Here is a 15,174-nt window from a genome sequence, read left to right as displayed (position 1 = left end):
CTCTCGTTGACCCGGGGGCTCCCTGTCCCCGGGGGTGCGGCGTCACGCGCCACGTGCCGACGGGCCCCTCAGCCCTCCGACACCACGTGCACCGCTGCCTCCTCGGCGGAGGCGGCTGCACCGTCGATCCCCACGTCCTCGCCCACCAGGTCCTTCTCGGTGTCCTCGGTGAGGCCCTCGTCGGGGGCGACCAGACGACCTGCGCGCTCGTCGCCGACCTCGCCGTCGTCGAGGGTCTCCGTCTCGGAGACCTCCGTCGTGACGTCGTAGGGGTCGGCCTCGGGTACCTCCTGGGCGATCCTCTGGTCGAGGGTCTCCCCGGTGGCCTCCTCGTACGGCGTGGTGCCGTGGTCCTGCGCGGTGGAGTACTTCTCGGGCGGCGAGTACCCCCGGTCGAGGGCGTCGACGACGTCGTCGTCGTCGAGCGTGTCCTCGGTCGGGAGCTGGTCGCTCTCGTCCACCGAGTACCCCTCGTAGGTGTCCTCGAGGTCGTGCGGTCCGGTGCTCATGTCTCCGACACTAGGGCGCGGACCGCGGCGGTCCACTCACCCGGCCGGGCTCACCCCCGGGGGTCGGGTTTGGGGTGGCCTCGGGCTCGTTTGTGCAGGTCAGAGAGCGCTCAGCGGTGCTGGTCGACCTCGGTGGAGGCGCCCTGGCGGCCGGGGCTGCCCAGCCCGTCCGTGGGCGAGGTGAGCATCACGCGCTGCGTCGGCAGGCCCTCGGGGTCGTGCTCGCGCACCCACTGGACCAGCCGCTCGCGCACGTGGCACCGCAGGTCGAAGAGCGTGGGGGCGTCGACGGCGGTGACGAGCACGCGCACGTGGACGTAGCCGCCGACCGCGTCGGTGACCTGGAAGTGCGCCACGCGGCCGTCCCACATGGCTCCGGCCTCCTCCATGATCGGGCCCAGGGCCGCGCGCATGCCGGCGGTGTCGACCCGGAAGTCGAGGTCGAGCTCCACCGCGCCCATGAGCTCGGAGGTCTTGCGGGTCCAGTTCTGGAAGGGGGTGCTGGTGAAGTAGGTCGACGGCAGCACCATGCGTCGGTCGTCCCACAGGCGGACGACGACGTAGCTGAGCGTGATCTCCTCGATCCAGCCCCACTCGCTCTCGACGATCACGGCGTCGTCGACCTTGATGGCGTCGTTGAAGGCGATCTGGATGCCGGCGAAGACGTTCGCCAGCGTGGACTGTGCGGCGAGCGCGGCGACCACCGAGATGAGACCGGCGGAGGCGAGGACGGAGGCGCCGATGGCGCGGACGCCGGGGAAGCTGAGCAGGATCGCGCCGACGGCGATGATGACGACGATCGCCACGGTGAGCCGGCGGATGAGCAGGATCTGGGTCCGCACCCGGCGGGCCACCCGGTTGTCCTTCTCGTCGGTGCGCGCCCGCCCGAGGGTCAGGTCCTCCAGGTAGAGCAGCACGCAGGTGAGCAGCCACGCGCCCCCGGCGATCTCGGCGACCCGCAGGGCCAGCCCGATCGCGGTCCACCACCAGGCGTCGCTGTCGCGGGGCTGGATGCTCGAGACCCAGCCGCTCAGCGCGACGAGGACGACGAGGACGCGGAACGGCGTGCGGCAGGCGTCCGCCAACCAGGTCGCCGGCTTCCAGTGCTGACCGAGGATGCGCAGCAGCACGCGGGCGCCGATGATGACGGCGAGGGCGACCACGAGCGCCACCGCGGCGGCCAGGAGGGCGTTCTTCCAGTCTTCGGTGGACATGCGGCCCATGGTGTCCACGGCCCCGCCCGCGAACACCTCCGAGCGGGCGTGAGGTGCCTGTGCGCCTGCCCGGACGATGCCCGCTGAGCGGGGGCCGGAGCGCCCGAGTGGGCGAGGTCACGCCGGACGGTTGACTTTAGTTCGGGTCTCGCACTTAATGGGGGTGTGACGATCGTCATGGGAGTCGACACCTCCACCCAGTCGACCAAGAGCCTGCTCGTGGACGCCGAGACCGGTGAGGTCCTCGAGTCCGCCGCCGCCCCGCACCCCGTCGGCACGGAGGTGGACCCCCGCGCCTGGACGGCCGCCTTCGACTCCTCGGGTGCGGCCCTGCTGCCGCGCGCCGAGGCGGTCTCCGTGGCCGGCCAGCAGCACGGCATGGTCGCCCTGGACTCGGCTGGTGAGCCGGTGCGCGACGCGCTGCTGTGGAACGACACCCGCTCGGCCCAGGCGGCGCTGGACCTGATCGAGGAGATGGGCGGCCCCGCCGCCTGCGCGGAGGTGACGGGCTCCGTCATGGTCGCCTCCATCACGGCGTCCAAGCTGCGCTGGATGCGCGACCACGAGCCGGAGAACGCCGCCCGCACGGCGTCCGTCCTGCTCCCGCACGACTACCTCTCGGCCCACCTCGCGGCCCCGGGCACGGAGCCCTTCACCGACGCCGGCGACGCCTCGGGCACCGGGTACTTCGCCACGGCGCTGGGCGAGTGGCGCCCCGACCTCGCGGCCAACGCCCTGGGCCACGAGGTGGCGCTGCCGCGGATCGCCGGCCCCGGTGCGGTCGCGGCCCGCACCGCCGCGGGGCAGGTGGTCGGCGCCGGCACGGGCGACAACGCGGGCGCCGCGCTCGGCCTCGCGCTGCGTCCGGGCGACGTCCTGCTCTCGGTGGGCACCTCCGGGGTCGCCTCGACCGTGAGCGCCGCCCCCCTTGCGGACCCCACCGGCACGGTGACGGGCTTCGCCGACGCCCAGGGCGGTTTCCTGCCCATGGTCACCACCATCAACGCCGCCCGCATCCTCGACCTCCAGGCCGCGTGGCTCGGGGTCGACGTGCACGGGCTGGCCGATCTCGCCCTGTCCTCCGCGCCCGGGGCCGGGGGAGTGACGCTCTCGCCCTACTACGGCGGGGAACGGTCCCCGAACCGTCCTGACGCCGTGGGCACCTGGACCGGGCTCCGCTCCACCACCACGCGGGCCGACCTCGCCCGGGCCGCCTTCGAGGCCCTCGCCTGCAGCCTGGCCGACGCCGCCGAGCAGCTCCAGGCGCTCACCGGTCAGGAGGCCGGACGAGTCCTGCTCGTCGGCGGCGCCACGCGCAGCCCGGCGCTCCAGCAGATCCTGCCCGCCGTCCTGGGCCGCCCCGTCGAGCTGCCCCCGCCCGGCGAGTACGTCGCCCGCGGTGCCGCCCGGCAGGCCGCCTGGGCGCTGTCGGGCGCCGCGACGCCGCCCGACTGGCCCATGCCCGGGCTGAAGGTCCTCGACGCCGCGCCGACGCCCGGCGTCCGAGAGGCCTACCTGGAGCTCAAGGAGGCGACCGCCACCTGGGCCTGACCAGCCCGGCACCCCTGCCCTGCAGCACCCGGCCACGCGCCACCCGCTCGACACACCTGCTCCACCAGACCGCTCCCACCCCGCGCAGCCGGCGCCGCGTCCTCGCGCCGCCTGTCTGTCGCGCCCTCTCGAGAGGACTCGTCATGCCCCTTCCCACGCCCACCCCCGAGGACAGGTTCTCCTTCGGCCTGTGGACCATCGGCTACGACGGCAAGGACCCGTTCGGCGCCCCGACCCGGCCCGCCATGGACCCGGTGCACATGCTGGAGAAGCTCGCCGAGCTGGGCGCCTACGGCGTCAACTTCCACGACGACGACCTCGTGCCGTTCGGCTCCGACGACGCCACACGGGACGCGATCCTCGACCGCTTCCGCAAGGGGCTGGCCGACACCGGCCTCGTGGTCACCACCGCGACCACCAACCTCTTCAGCCACCCGGTCTTCAAGGACGGGGCGTTCACCTCCAACAACCGCGAGGTCCGCCGGTTCGCGCTGCGCAAGACCATGCGGAACATCGACCTGGCCGCCGAGCTGGGCGCGAAGGTGTACGTGGCCTGGGGCGGGCGCGAGGGCTCCGAGCACGGCGCCAGCAAGGACGTCGCCGACGCGCTCGACCGCTACAAGGAGGCCTTCGACGTGCTCGGCGAGTACGTCACCGACCAGGGCTACGACCTGCGGTTCGCCATCGAGCCCAAGCCGAACGAGCCCCGCGGCGACATCCTCCTGCCGACCGTCGGCCACGCCCTCGCGTTCATCGAGACCCTCGAGCGCCCCGAGCTGGTCGGCGTGAACCCCGAGATCGGGCACGAGGAGATGGCCGGCGTGAACGCCGCGCAGGGCTACGCGCAGGCGCTGTGGCAGGGCAAGCTCTTCCACATCGACCTCAACGGCCAGAACGGCCCGCGCTTCGACCAGGACCTCCGGTTCGGCGCCGGCAACGTCCGCGGCTCCTTCTGGGTCGTGGACACCCTGCTCGCCGGTGGCTACGACGGGCCCGTGCACTTCGACTACAAGCCCTCGCGCACCGAGGACGAGCACGGCGTGTGGTCCACCGCGCGCGCCTGCATGACCAACTACCTCGTGCTGCGCGAGAAGGCGCGGGCGTTCCGGGCCGACCCCGAGGTGCAGGAGGCGCTGGCGGCGGCCGGGCTGCCGGAGCTGGCCGTGCCGACCCTCGCCGAGGGCGAGACCTGGCGCTCCCTGGCCGACGACCCCACGCCGGACGTCGAGGCCCTGGGGGCCCGCGACGCCGGGCTGGAGCACCTCGACCAGCTGGCGCTCGAGCACCTGTACGGCGTGCGCTGAGGCGGACGGCGTGAGCACCGGGCCGCTGCCGGCGGTGACGGCGGGCACGGCGGGCACGGCGGCGACCGCGGGCACGGACGCGCTGCGGCGGGCCAGCACCGCCGCGGTGCTGCGCGCCCTGCGGGCCGAGGGGCCGGGCAGCCGCGCCGAGCTCGCCCGCCGCACGGGCCTGGCCAAGGCCACGGTGGGTGCCGTGGTCGCGGACCTGGTGCAGGGCGAGGTGGTCGTCGAGGCGGCCGCGCCCGCCTCGGGCCGCGGCCGGCCCAGCGTGACGGTCTCCCCGGGTCCGCGCGGGCCCGTGGGGCTCGGGCTGGAGCTCAACGTCGACTACGTCGCGGCGGTGGTCGTCGACCTGGCCGGCCGGGTGACGCACGCGGAGACCCGGCCGGTCGACACGGCCCCGGCGGGCGCGGACGGCCTGGAGACCCTGCTCGACCTCGTCGGAGTCGTCGGTGCCGACCTGGCCGCCCGCGGCGTGCCGGTCGTCGGCGCCGTGCTCGCCCTGCCAGGGCTGGTGGCCGCCGACGGCCGCACGCCGACGTGGGTGCCGCACGTCCCGGTGCCCGCCGAGGGCCCGGCGGACGCGGTGGAGGCGCGGCTCGCCGCCCTGCTCGGACCGTGCCGGGTGGTGCTGGAGAACGACGCCAACTGCGCGGCCTGGGCCGAGTACCGGCACGGCGCGGCACGGGGCTCCCGCGACGTCCTCTACCTCACGGGCACCGTGGGGATCGGGGCCGGGCTGCTCGCCGACGGGCGGCTGCTGCGCGGCGGCCACGGGCTGGCCGGGGAGGCCGGCCACGTGCCGCTGGGGGTGCCGGGGGAGCGGTGCCGGTGCGGGCAGACGGGCTGCTGGGAGACGGGCATCGGGCTGCGGGCGATGCTCGCGGCGGTGGGGGTCGAGGCCACCACGGGCGCCACGCCCGTCGAGGTCGCGGCCGCGGTCGTGCGCCGGGCGGAGACGGACGCCACCGTGGTCGAGGGGCTCCGCGTCGTGGGGCACCGGCTCGGCACCGGCCTGGCGGCGCTCACCTCGCTGCTCGACCCCTCGCTCGTCGTCCTCGGGGGCTACTTCGGGGTACTGGGCGAGCTGCTGCTCGGCCCGGCGCGGGAGGCGCTCGAGGCCGGGATGCCCGGGGCGGGCTCCTCCGGCGACGCGGTCCCGGTGGTCCTGCCCCGACCGCGCCTGGTGCCCGGCGAGCTCGGGATCACCGGCGCGGCGACGGGGGCCGCCGAGCGGGCGCTGGACGGGGTGCTCTCGGGGGCCGAGGGCCTGGACGCCGTCCTGGGCCGGCGCGCCGGGGCCTGAGCCGGCCGCGGCCAGTCGTCAGGGGCCAGTCGCCCGGGATCAGCGGTCCTGGGTCGGTCGTGCGCGGTCAGTCGTCCGGGTCGGTCCCGCTGGTCTCCTCGGCGAGGTCGACCTCGTCTGCGGCGACGAGCAGCGCCCCGAGGAGGCTGGCCCGGTTGCCCAGCTCGGAGACGACCACCGGGGTCAGCGCGACCGAGTCCAGCGCGTGCCGCCGCAGGCCGATGCGGGCGCTCTCCAGGACCAGGTCGCCCGCCAGCGCCATGGTCCCGCCGATGACGACGACGCCCGGGTTGAGCAGGTTCACGATGCTCGCCAGCGCCCAGCCCAGGTGCAGGCCGGCGTCCTCGATGGCGCGGCGCGCGGCGACGGAGCCGGCGTGCGCGGCGTCCACGATCTCCCCGAACTGTGCCTCGGGCAGCTGCCCGGACATCATCTGCTGGACCGTCTCGATGGAGGCGTAGGCCTCGAGGCACCCCCGGCTGCCGCAGCGGCACAGCGGCCCCTGCTCGTCCAGGGTGAGGTGGCCGATCTCCCCGGCGCTGCCCGTGGCGCCGCGGAACAGGCGGTCGTGGATGATCATCCCGCCGCCGACGCCGTGGCTGATCTTGACGAAGAACGAGCTCTCCCGCAGGCGGGCGACGCCGAGGCGGTGCTCCGCGACCGCGCCGAGGTTGGCGTCGTTCTCGACCGTGACGGGCGCGCCGAGCGCGTCCTCCGCGGCGGTGCCGGTGTCGACGCCCTCCCAGCCGGGGAAGATGCTGGCCGAGCCGACCGCGGACCCCTGGATCGGGGCGGGCAGCCCCATGGCGACCCGCCGCAGCGGCGCGATGGGCAGGCCCGCGAGCAGCTCGTCGAGCATGAGGCGCGCCGTGGCCAGGGCCCGGGCGTGGTCGGGCTCGGGGGCCAGGGCCCGCCGGTCCTCCGCGAGCAGCCGGCCGGCGAGGTCGCCGACGGCGACGCCGACGTGGCTGTGCCCGAAGTCGAGCCCGGCGACGTAGCCGGCGGTGTCGGAGAGCCGGACGACGGAGCCCCGCCGGCCCCCGCCGGGGACGGTCTCGAGGACGCCGGCGCGGGTGAGGTCCCGGACGATGTTCGACACCGTGGCGGGCGCCAGACCCGTCTCGCGAGCCAGCCTGGCCTGGGAGAAGTCGTCGTGCTCGTCGCCGTCGAGGGGGTCGCTGACGGCGGCGCGACGCAGCGCGTCGAGCACGCGCCTCCGGTTCGCCGTCCGGAGCGACGACGGTGATCCGGGGGCGCTGACCATGGGCGAACTGTGACGGTCGTCTCAGGTTTCCGTCAACCCTTGTCGTCAACCAATGAAGGTTCTGGTGGGGCGTTACCGGATCGTTATCGGTACTTACCTTCAAGACTTGACGTAAAGCCTGTGACTGAGAACACTCAGTCCCAGTCACCCGGGCAGTGGTGCCCGTCACATGGAGGAGTTCTCGCCTTGTCCACTCGTCTCTCTCGCTTCGCCCTCATCGGGGCGACCGTGGCCCTCACCGCCACCACCTTCGCCGCCTGCGGCGCCAACGACGCCGAGTCCGGCTCCGGCGACTCCGCCAGCGGGGGCGCCACGATCGCCCTGCTGCTGCCCGAGTCCAAGACCACCCGGTACGAGGCCTTCGACAAGCCCCTCTTCGAGGAGGCCGTCAGCAAGCTCTGCTCCGACTGCACCGTCGACTACTACAACGCCGACCAGGACGAGTCGAAGCAGCAGCAGCAGCTCACCACCGCGCTGAACGCCGGCGCCTCCGTGGTCGTCCTCGACCCGGTGAACGGCGACGGTGCCACCGGCATGGTCCAGGAGGCCCAGGGCCAGGACGTCCCGGTCATCGCCTACGACCGCTTCATCGACGGCGCTGACTACTACATGTCGTTCGACAACGAGACCGTCGGCAAGATGCAGGCCGAGGCCCTCGTGGACGCCATGGGCGGCTCCGGCGACATCCTCATGCTCAACGGTGCTCCCTCCGACCCGAACGCCGCCCAGTTCAAGGCCGGCGCCCACTCGGTGCTCGACTCCACCTCCGGCGTCAAGATCCTGGAGGAGTACGACAACCCGGACTGGAGCCCGGAGAACGCCCAGCAGTGGACCACTGACCAGCTGAGCAAGTACGACCCGACCAAGATCGACGGCGTCTACGCCGCCAACGACGGCCAGGCCGGCGGCGTCGTCGCCGCGTTCACCGGTGCGGGCGTCGCCCTCACCGACCTGCCCCCGATCACGGGTCAGGACGCCGAGGTCGCCGCGATCCAGCGCATCCTCGCCGGCGAGCAGGCCATGACCATCTACAAGCCGATCCCGATCGAGGCCCAGACCGCGGCCGAGGTCGCCGTCGACCTCGCCAACGGCGACGACGTGCCGGCCACCACCGACACCGGTGTCGACCAGACCACGTACAACGACGTCGCGTCGTTCATCTTCACCCCGATCGCCGTCACCAAGGACAACGTGGCCGACACGGTCATCGCCGACGGGTTCTACTCCGCCAGCGACATCTGCACCGGCGACTACGTCGACGCCTGCAAGGAGGCTGGCATCTCCTGATGAGTGCCGCAGCTGCGCCGGTCAGGGAGAGCGTCCTCTCCCTGACCGGCATCAACAAGAGGTTCGGCGCCGTCCAGGCGCTGACCGACGTGACCATGGAGGTGGGCGCCGGTGAGGTCGTCGCGCTCGTCGGCGACAACGGCGCCGGCAAGTCGACCCTCGTCAAGGTCATCTCCGGGGTGTACCAGCCCGACGAGGGTGACATCACCTTCGCCGGCCGCAAGGTGCACGTGAGCGGACCGAGCGAGGCCCAGGCCCTGGGCATCGCCACGGTCTTCCAGGACCTCGCCCTGTGCGACAACCTGGACGTCGTCGCCAACCTGTTCCTCGGGCAGGAGAAGCGCCGCGGCGGGCTGATCGACGAGGTCGAGATGGAGAAGGAGTCGTGGCGCCTGCTGCGGACCCTCTCCGCCAAGATCCCGTCGGTGCGGATCCCGATCGCCGGTCTCTCCGGCGGCCAGCGGCAGACGGTGGCGATCGCACGTTCGCTCATCGGCAACCCGAAGGTCGTCATGCTCGACGAGCCGACGGCCGCGCTGGGCGTCGCCCAGACCGCGGAGGTGCTGAACCTCGTCGAGCGGCTGCGCGAGAACGGTCTCGGGGTCATCCTGATCAGCCACAACATGGCTGACGTCCAGGCTGTCTCCGACCGCATCGTCGTGCTGCGCCTCGGGCGCAACGCGGCGGAGTTCGTCACCAAGGAGACCTCGACGTCGGAGCTCGTCGCGGCCATCACCGGCGCGTCCGACAACGTGGTCACCGCACGCGCGGCCCGCACGCAGTCCAAGGGGGAGCAGGCATGAGCGAGGTCAAGACCGACGGGACCGCCTCGGCGATCGCGGCGGACGCCTCGGACGAGCGGCTGATCCGTTCCCAGGGGCTCGCCGGCGCCGTGTCGGCGTTCCTCAACCGGGTCCGCGGCGGCGAGCTGGGCATGATCCCGGTCATCGTCGGCCTCGTCGTCATCGCGATCGTGTTCCAGCTCAACGAGCCGACGTTCCTGTCGTCCCGCAACCTGGTCTCGATCATGCAGTTCGCGGCGCCCGTCGGGGTCATCTCCCTCGGCATCGTGCTGGTCCTGCTGCTCGGCGAGATCGACCTGTCGGTCGGCTCGGTATCGGGCTTCTCCGCGGCGTCCATGGCGGTGCTCATGGACTCCCACGGCTGGAGCCTGATCCCGGCGCTGATCGTCGGCATGCTCGTCGGCACCGCCATCGGCTGCCTGTACTCGGTGCTGTTCGTCTGGGTCGGCGTCCCGAGCTTCGTGTTCTCGCTGGCGGGCCTCCTGGCCTTCCAGGGCGCGCTGCTCTACGTCCTCGGCGACAAGGGCACCGTGGTGCTGCCGCAGGACTCGGGGCTGCGCAGCTTCGCGCGGGACAAGTTCCTCTCCGACGGGCAGGCCTACGTCCTGCTGGTGATCATCGTCGCGGCCTACCTGGCCGTGAACCTGATGACCATCCGCCGGCGCAAGGCGGCGGGGCTGACCCCGCCGTCCCTGGTCGCGGTGCTGATCAAGGCCGGCCTGCTGCTGGTGGGCCTGGGCTTCCTCACCTACTACCTCGGCATCGACCGGGGCTGGAGCTACCTGCCGGTGCTCTTCGCCCTGCTGGTCTTCCTCATGGACCTCGCGCTGCGGCGCACCACGTGGGGCCGGCACGTCTTCGCCGTCGGTGGCAACGAGGAGGCGGCGCGTCGCTCCGGCATCAAGGTGCCGGCGATCTACGCCTCGGTCTTCGCGCTCTGCTCCACGTTCGCGGCCCTGGGCGGCATCCTGATCGCCGGCCAGCTCACGAGCGTCTCGCAGAGCTCGGGCACCACGGACACGAACCTGACCGCGATCGCCGCGGCCGTCATCGGTGGCACCAGCCTCTTCGGTGGTCGCGGCTCGGCGTGGTCGGCGATGCTCGGCATCATCGTGCTCCAGGCGATCCAGTCGGGCCTCAACCTGATGAACGTCGACTCCTCGATCCGGTTCATCGTCACCGGCGCGGTGCTCCTCTTGGCCGTCGCCATCGACTCGGTCTCGCGCAAGGCGCGGACGAGCTCCGGACGCGGCTAGCGCGTCCGGTCGGCACGGAAGGGCGGTCACCCCCCACAGGGGTGGCCGCCCTTCTGCGTCCCTGCTGGCGCTACTGCTCCGTGCCTCTGCCTGTGTCCGTGCCCGTTCCCGCAGCCACGGCGTGCCGGGCGGGCCACCAGATCCGCTCGCCCAGGTCGAGCGTGAGGGCGGTGACCAGCACGGAGCGCACCACGAGCGTGTCCAGCAGGACGCCCAGGGCCACCGCGACCCCCAGCTCAACCAGGAACACGAACGGGATGGACGCCAGCGTGAGGAACGTGGCGGCCAGGACGATGCCGGCGGACGTGATGACGCCGCCGGTGGAGGCGAGGCCGACCAGGGCCCCCTCGCGCGTGCCCCGGACCAGCGACTCCTCCCGCACCCGGGTCATCAGGAAGATGTTGTAGTCGATGCCCAGGGCGACCAGGAAGACGAACGCGAAGAGCGGGAACCCGGGGTCGGACCCGGCGAAGCCGAAGACGTGCTCGAAGAGCCAGGCCGAGACGCCGAGCGCCGCGCCGAAGGACAGCACCACGGTGCCGATGAGCAGCACGGGGGCCAGCAGCGAGCGCAGCAGCAGCACCAGGATGAGCAGGACGACGGCCAGCACGACCGGGATGATGACGGCGGTGTCCCGGTTCGACGCCTCCTTGGTGTCGGCGTACACCGCGGCCCACCCGCCGACCAGGGCGTCGGCGTCCACCGCGTGCGCCGCGTCGCGCGCGGCGGAGACCGTCTCGAAGGTGGAGGCGGCCGCGGGGTCGCCGGCCAGCGGCAGCTCGACGAAGGACGTCGCGTCGTCGACCGGCAGCACCTCGCCCGGCTCGCCCATGCCGTCGACCTGCGAGACGGCCGCAGCCACCTCGTCCACGGAGTCGGAGGGCGCGACGACCTGGAGGGTGTTGGAGGTGTCGACGAGCCCGTGCTCGACGAGGACCCGCTGGCCGAGGATGGAGTCGAAGTCCTTGGTGTAGGTGTCCTCGGTGGAGAGCCCCGCGGTGTTGAGCGAGAACAGGCCGAGGCACGCCACGGCGAGGACGGCGGTGGTGCCGATCCACACCCGACGCGGGTGCGGGGCGATGGCGCCACCGACCCGAGCCCAGATGCCCGACTCGTGCGGCTCGGCGGAGCCCAGGACCGGCCGGGACGGCCAGAAGACCCAGCGGCCGCAGATCACCAGCAGCGCCGGCAGGAGCGTCAGCATCACCAGCAGGGTGACGCCGACGCCGACGGCCAGCACGGGGCCCAGCCCGGCCGTGGAGTTCATCTCCGCGAGGAGCAGGCACAGCATCCCCACGATGACGGTGGAGGCCGACGCGACGAGGGCGGGCGCGGCGCGGTGGAGGCCGAAGGCCATGGCCTCGTGCCGGTCGCCGTGGCGGCGCAGCTCCTCGCGGTACCGGGCGACCAGCAGCAGCGCGTAGTCGGTGCCGGCGCCGATCACCAGGATGCCGAGGATCGCCTGGCTCTGGCCGTTGACGGTCACCCCCGCGTACCGGGCCAGCAGGTAGACCACGCCGCCGGAGACGGTGTAGGCCACCACCACCGAGATGATCGGCAGCAGCCACAGGACGGGGCTGCGGTAGGTGATCAGCAGGATCAGGACGACCACGCCGAGGGTGATGAGGATGAGCGTGGAGTCGATCCCCTCGAACGCCTCCGCCGAGTCGGCCGCCTGGCCGCCGGCTCCCGCCAGGTGCGTGGTGACGCCGTCGATCGCGGCGATCTCGCGCAGCTCGGCCGCCGCGTCCGGCATGGCGGACCAGCCGTCCGCGCCGAAGTCGAAGGTGACGAGGGTGAAGGCGGCCTCCCCGTCCTCGGCGTAGCCGCCCAGCCCGGCGGCGGCCGCCTGACCGGCGCTGACGACGCCGCCCTCGACGACGCCGTCCAGCTCCGCCATGGCGGCGGCCTGCTCCTCGATGGCGGCCTTCGCCGCGTCGTCCAGCGTGCCGGAGTCCGCCTCGTAGACCACGAGGGTGGGGATCTGGTTCGGGTCCGTGACGGGCGCGAGCGCCTCGACCACCTTCGTCGACTCCGCGGACGCGGGGAGCCAGGAGGAGGCCTGGTTGTCCTGGACGTCGACCAGCTTGCTGGAGAGCCCGCCCAGCGCGCCGGCGGCGACCAGCCACGCGACGAGGACGAGCCACTTGGTCACGGGGCCGGTCAGCGATCCGGCGAGCTGTCGGTTCATGAGGTCACTCCACCAAGGTCGGGCCCCGCCGCGCATCGGGGTTTCCCCTGGTTCGACCGCTCCGGCACGGGCTACTCATCGGTGCCCGGCCGGGTGGGTGGGTCAGGCCACCCACTCCTTGAGCCGGGCGATGGTGGCCGCCGGGTCCTCGGTGGCCGGGATGACCTGCAGGTTGGTGACGCCCGCGGCGCGGAAGGCCTCGATCCGGTCCTTCACGTAGCCCTCGCTGCCCACGAGGTTGCCGGCCTGCAGCCAGGCCAGGGGCACGGCGGCCTCGGCGTCCTTCTTGTGGCCGGCCAGGTAGAGCTCCTGGATCTTCGTGGCCTCCTCCTCGTAGCCGTAGGAGCAGGCGAGATCGAAGTAGAAGTTCTTGCCCTTCGCGCCCATGCCGCCCACGTAGAGGGCGTACATGGGGCGGGCGAAGTCGAGCATCCCCTCGACGTCGTCGCCGATGCAGACCATGCCGCCGGTGCTGATCTCGAGCGGCGCGAGGGAGGGGTCCCGCTTGGCCGCGCCCCGGGCGAGGGCGGCGCCCCACACCTCGTCGGCCTTCTCCGGGAGGAACAGGAAGGGCAGCCAGCCGTCCGCCACCTCGGCGGTCATGGCGACGTTCTTCTCGCCGAGCGCCGCGACGTAGATCGGCACCGACGCGCGCTCGGGGTGGGTGAGGATCTTGAGCGGCTTGCCGAGGCCGAGGCCCTGGTCGGCCGGCAGCGGGAGGGAGAAGATCCCGGACGCCGAGAGCGGCTCGCGCCGCAGGCCCGACCGGACCAGCCGGATCACCTCGCGGGTGCGACCGAGCGGCCGGTCGTAGGGCATCCCGTGGAAGCCCTCGATCACCTGGGGCCCGCTGGCGCCCAGGCCCAGCACCGCGCGGCCGCCGGAGACGTTGTCGAGGCCGGCCACCGTCTGGAGGATCGCGCCCGGGGTGCGCGAGTAGACGTTGAGGATGCCCGAGGCGATCTCGATGGTCTCGGTCTTGGCGGCCAGGTAGCCCATGAGCGTGGGGGAGTCGAAGCCGTAGGCCTCCGCGACCCAGACGGTGTCGAGGCCGGCCTTCTCCAGGGCGGCGACCTGGTCGGCCGCCTCCCGGGGGTTGCCGGCGTACATGAGGGGCATCGAGAGCTTCACGGGCTCGCCTTCCTGCGGGCGGTGGCGGGGAGCGGAGGTGTCTCAGGTCACTCCGCGACCGTGACAGTAGCACTGTCACGGTCAGGTGTCAGGGGCGTGGGCGGCTGCTCCGCGTCCTGCTGCGTCCTCCTCGCGGGGTCGCGGAGCGGCCCGCCACCTCTCATGCGACGTTCACCTGGCTGTCGCCGCGCCGTCAGCGTCGCGGCGCACCGTGTGGGTCGTGACCCAGCAGCGCCTGCACCACCCCCGACCGCACACCCCGCTCCTGGTCCGTCGCACCGCCTCCCTCGTCGTGACCCCGGCCGTTGTCGGGCACCGCGGGGCCAGCGGCTACCGACCGGAGCACACGCTGGAGTCCTACCGGCTCGCCATCGCCCAGGGTGCCGACGACATCGAGCTCGACCTGGTGGTCAGCGCCGACGGTGTCCTCCTCGCCCGGCACGAGCCGGACCTGACCTTCTCCACCGACGTGGCCACCCGTGAGGACCTCGCGCACCGGCGCACGGTCCGTACGGTGGACGGCCACCGGGTGGAGAGCTGGTTCGCCGACGACCTCACGCTCGAGGAGCTGCGGAGCCTGAGGGCCACCGAGCGCTTCCCCGACGTCCGCCCCGGCTCCGCCTCCTTCGACGGGTGCTTCGCCGTGCCCACGCTGGACGAGGTGCTGTCGCTGGTGGCCGAGGAGCAGATGGCGCGCGGACGCAGCATCGGCGTGCGCCTGGAGATCAAGGACGCCGCGTTCCTGGCCGCCAAGGGCCTGCCGATCGAGGAGCCGCTGCTGGCGTCCCTGCGCCGGCACGGCCTCGACCACGCCCGCTCGCGGGTGAGCGTCATGTCCTTCGAGCCCACCGTGCTCCAGCGGCTCGCGCCGCTGACCCGAGTGCCGCTCGTGCAGCTGCTCGACGAGCCGCACCTGCGCCCCGCCGACCTCGCCGCCGCCGGTGACCCGCGCACCTTCGCCGACCTCGGCACCCCTGCCGGGCTGGCGGAGATCGAGCGCTACGCCGACGGCGTCGGGCCGCGGCACACCTGGCTGACGCGGCAGGTCACCACGGACGCCGGCCCGGCGCTGGTGCCGACCACGTTCGTGCGCGACGCCCACCGCGAGTGGCTGACGGTGCACACCTGGACCCTGCGGGCGGAGAACCGCTTCCTCCCGGCGCCCTACCGGCTGGCCGACGCGGACGCCGACGTGGCCGGCCACGGTGACCTGGCCGGCTACGCGGCGCTGCTGCTGGGGCTGGGCGTCGACGCGCTGATCAGCGACGCGCCCGACGTCTGCCTCGCCGCGCGGGACGGCGACGCGGCCGTGCCTGCCGGCGACTAGTCCTGCTCGGCCGCCAGTCACCGGCCGCCCC

12 protein-coding genes are annotated in these 15,174 nt (G+C 73.2%); 7 read left to right on the top strand and 5 right to left on the bottom strand.

Annotated elements, in window-relative coordinates:
- Positions 1 to 68: 68 nt before the first annotated feature.
- Positions 69 to 509: a DUF5709 domain-containing protein gene (locus tag E8D37_RS06060; protein ID WP_136568842.1), complete on the bottom strand. Its 441-nt coding sequence runs from the start codon at positions 507 to 509 to the stop codon at positions 69 to 71.
- A 110-nt stretch (positions 510 to 619) separates the two neighbouring features.
- Entirely contained in the window at positions 620 to 1,723 is a 1,104-nt protein-coding gene (locus E8D37_RS06055; protein WP_136568841.1) for a mechanosensitive ion channel family protein, read from the bottom strand.
- Positions 1,724 to 1,900: 177 nt separating this feature from the next.
- Between E8D37_RS06055 and E8D37_RS06050 the strand changes: the two genes are divergently transcribed.
- The 3 genes from E8D37_RS06050 to E8D37_RS06040 all read left to right on the top strand — a co-directional run bounded on the left by E8D37_RS06050 (position 1,901) and on the right by E8D37_RS06040 (position 5,884).
- Entirely contained in the window at positions 1,901 to 3,274 is a 1,374-nt protein-coding gene (locus E8D37_RS06050) for an FGGY family carbohydrate kinase (protein WP_240770216.1), read from the top strand.
- Positions 3,275 to 3,417: 143 nt separating this feature from the next.
- Positions 3,418 to 4,578 (top strand): xylose isomerase, encoded by a 1,161-nt coding sequence (gene xylA, locus E8D37_RS06045; protein WP_136568839.1) that lies wholly within the window; start codon positions 3,418 to 3,420, stop codon positions 4,576 to 4,578.
- Between the two features lie 10 nt (positions 4,579 to 4,588).
- A complete protein-coding gene (locus tag E8D37_RS06040) occupies positions 4,589 to 5,884 on the top strand; it encodes an ROK family transcriptional regulator (protein WP_136568838.1) in 1,296 nt (431 codons plus the stop codon).
- A 67-nt stretch (positions 5,885 to 5,951) separates the two neighbouring features.
- Here the strand turns inward: E8D37_RS06040 and E8D37_RS06035 are convergent, their stop codons facing one another.
- The gene (locus E8D37_RS06035; RefSeq protein ID WP_136568837.1) at positions 5,952 to 7,148 is read right to left on the bottom strand and encodes an ROK family transcriptional regulator; all 1,197 of its coding nucleotides are present in this window, start codon (positions 7,146 to 7,148) and stop codon (positions 5,952 to 5,954) included.
- A gap of 186 nt (positions 7,149 to 7,334) precedes the next feature.
- Between E8D37_RS06035 and E8D37_RS06030 the strand changes: the two genes are divergently transcribed.
- The 3 genes from E8D37_RS06030 to E8D37_RS06020 are packed head-to-tail and all read left to right on the top strand — an operon-like array spanning position 7,335 to position 10,494.
- Positions 7,335 to 8,435 carry a substrate-binding domain-containing protein gene (locus E8D37_RS06030; protein ID WP_136568836.1) on the top strand — a complete coding sequence of 367 codons (1,101 nt, stop codon included), beginning with the start codon at positions 7,335 to 7,337 and terminating at the stop codon, positions 8,433 to 8,435.
- Positions 8,435 to 9,238 (top strand): ATP-binding cassette domain-containing protein, encoded by an 804-nt coding sequence (locus tag E8D37_RS06025; RefSeq protein WP_136568835.1) that lies wholly within the window; start codon positions 8,435 to 8,437, stop codon positions 9,236 to 9,238. Before E8D37_RS06030 ends, E8D37_RS06025 begins: the two co-directional genes overlap by 1 nt.
- The gene (locus E8D37_RS06020) at positions 9,235 to 10,494 is read left to right on the top strand and encodes a sugar ABC transporter permease (protein ID WP_136568834.1); all 1,260 of its coding nucleotides are present in this window, start codon (positions 9,235 to 9,237) and stop codon (positions 10,492 to 10,494) included. The genes E8D37_RS06025 and E8D37_RS06020 overlap by 4 nt, the downstream gene beginning before the upstream one ends.
- A 70-nt stretch (positions 10,495 to 10,564) precedes the next feature.
- Here E8D37_RS06020 and E8D37_RS06015 read toward each other — a convergent pair whose 3' ends face one another.
- Both E8D37_RS06015 and E8D37_RS06010 read right to left on the bottom strand, forming a co-directional pair.
- Positions 10,565 to 12,685 carry an MMPL family transporter gene (locus tag E8D37_RS06015; RefSeq protein ID WP_136568833.1) on the bottom strand — a complete coding sequence of 707 codons (2,121 nt, stop codon included), beginning with the start codon at positions 12,683 to 12,685 and terminating at the stop codon, positions 10,565 to 10,567.
- A gap of 102 nt (positions 12,686 to 12,787) precedes the next feature.
- Entirely contained in the window at positions 12,788 to 13,816 is a 1,029-nt protein-coding gene (locus tag E8D37_RS06010; RefSeq protein ID WP_136568832.1) for an LLM class F420-dependent oxidoreductase, read from the bottom strand.
- 220 nt (positions 13,817 to 14,036) lie between these two features.
- Here E8D37_RS06010 and E8D37_RS06005 point away from each other — a divergent pair, with 220 nt between their 5' ends.
- A complete protein-coding gene (locus E8D37_RS06005; protein WP_168929638.1) occupies positions 14,037 to 15,143 on the top strand; it encodes a glycerophosphodiester phosphodiesterase family protein in 1,107 nt (368 codons plus the stop codon).
- The last annotated feature ends 31 nt before the right edge of the window (positions 15,144 to 15,174 follow it).

The sequence above is a fragment of the Nocardioides sp. GY 10127 genome (assembly GCF_004919085.1).
In the GTDB taxonomy this organism is placed as follows: Bacteria; Actinomycetota; Actinomycetes; order Propionibacteriales; family Nocardioidaceae; genus Nocardioides.
The sequence above is the reverse complement of the archived record's forward strand: the minus strand, read 5'-3'. Positions and strand labels throughout refer to the sequence as shown.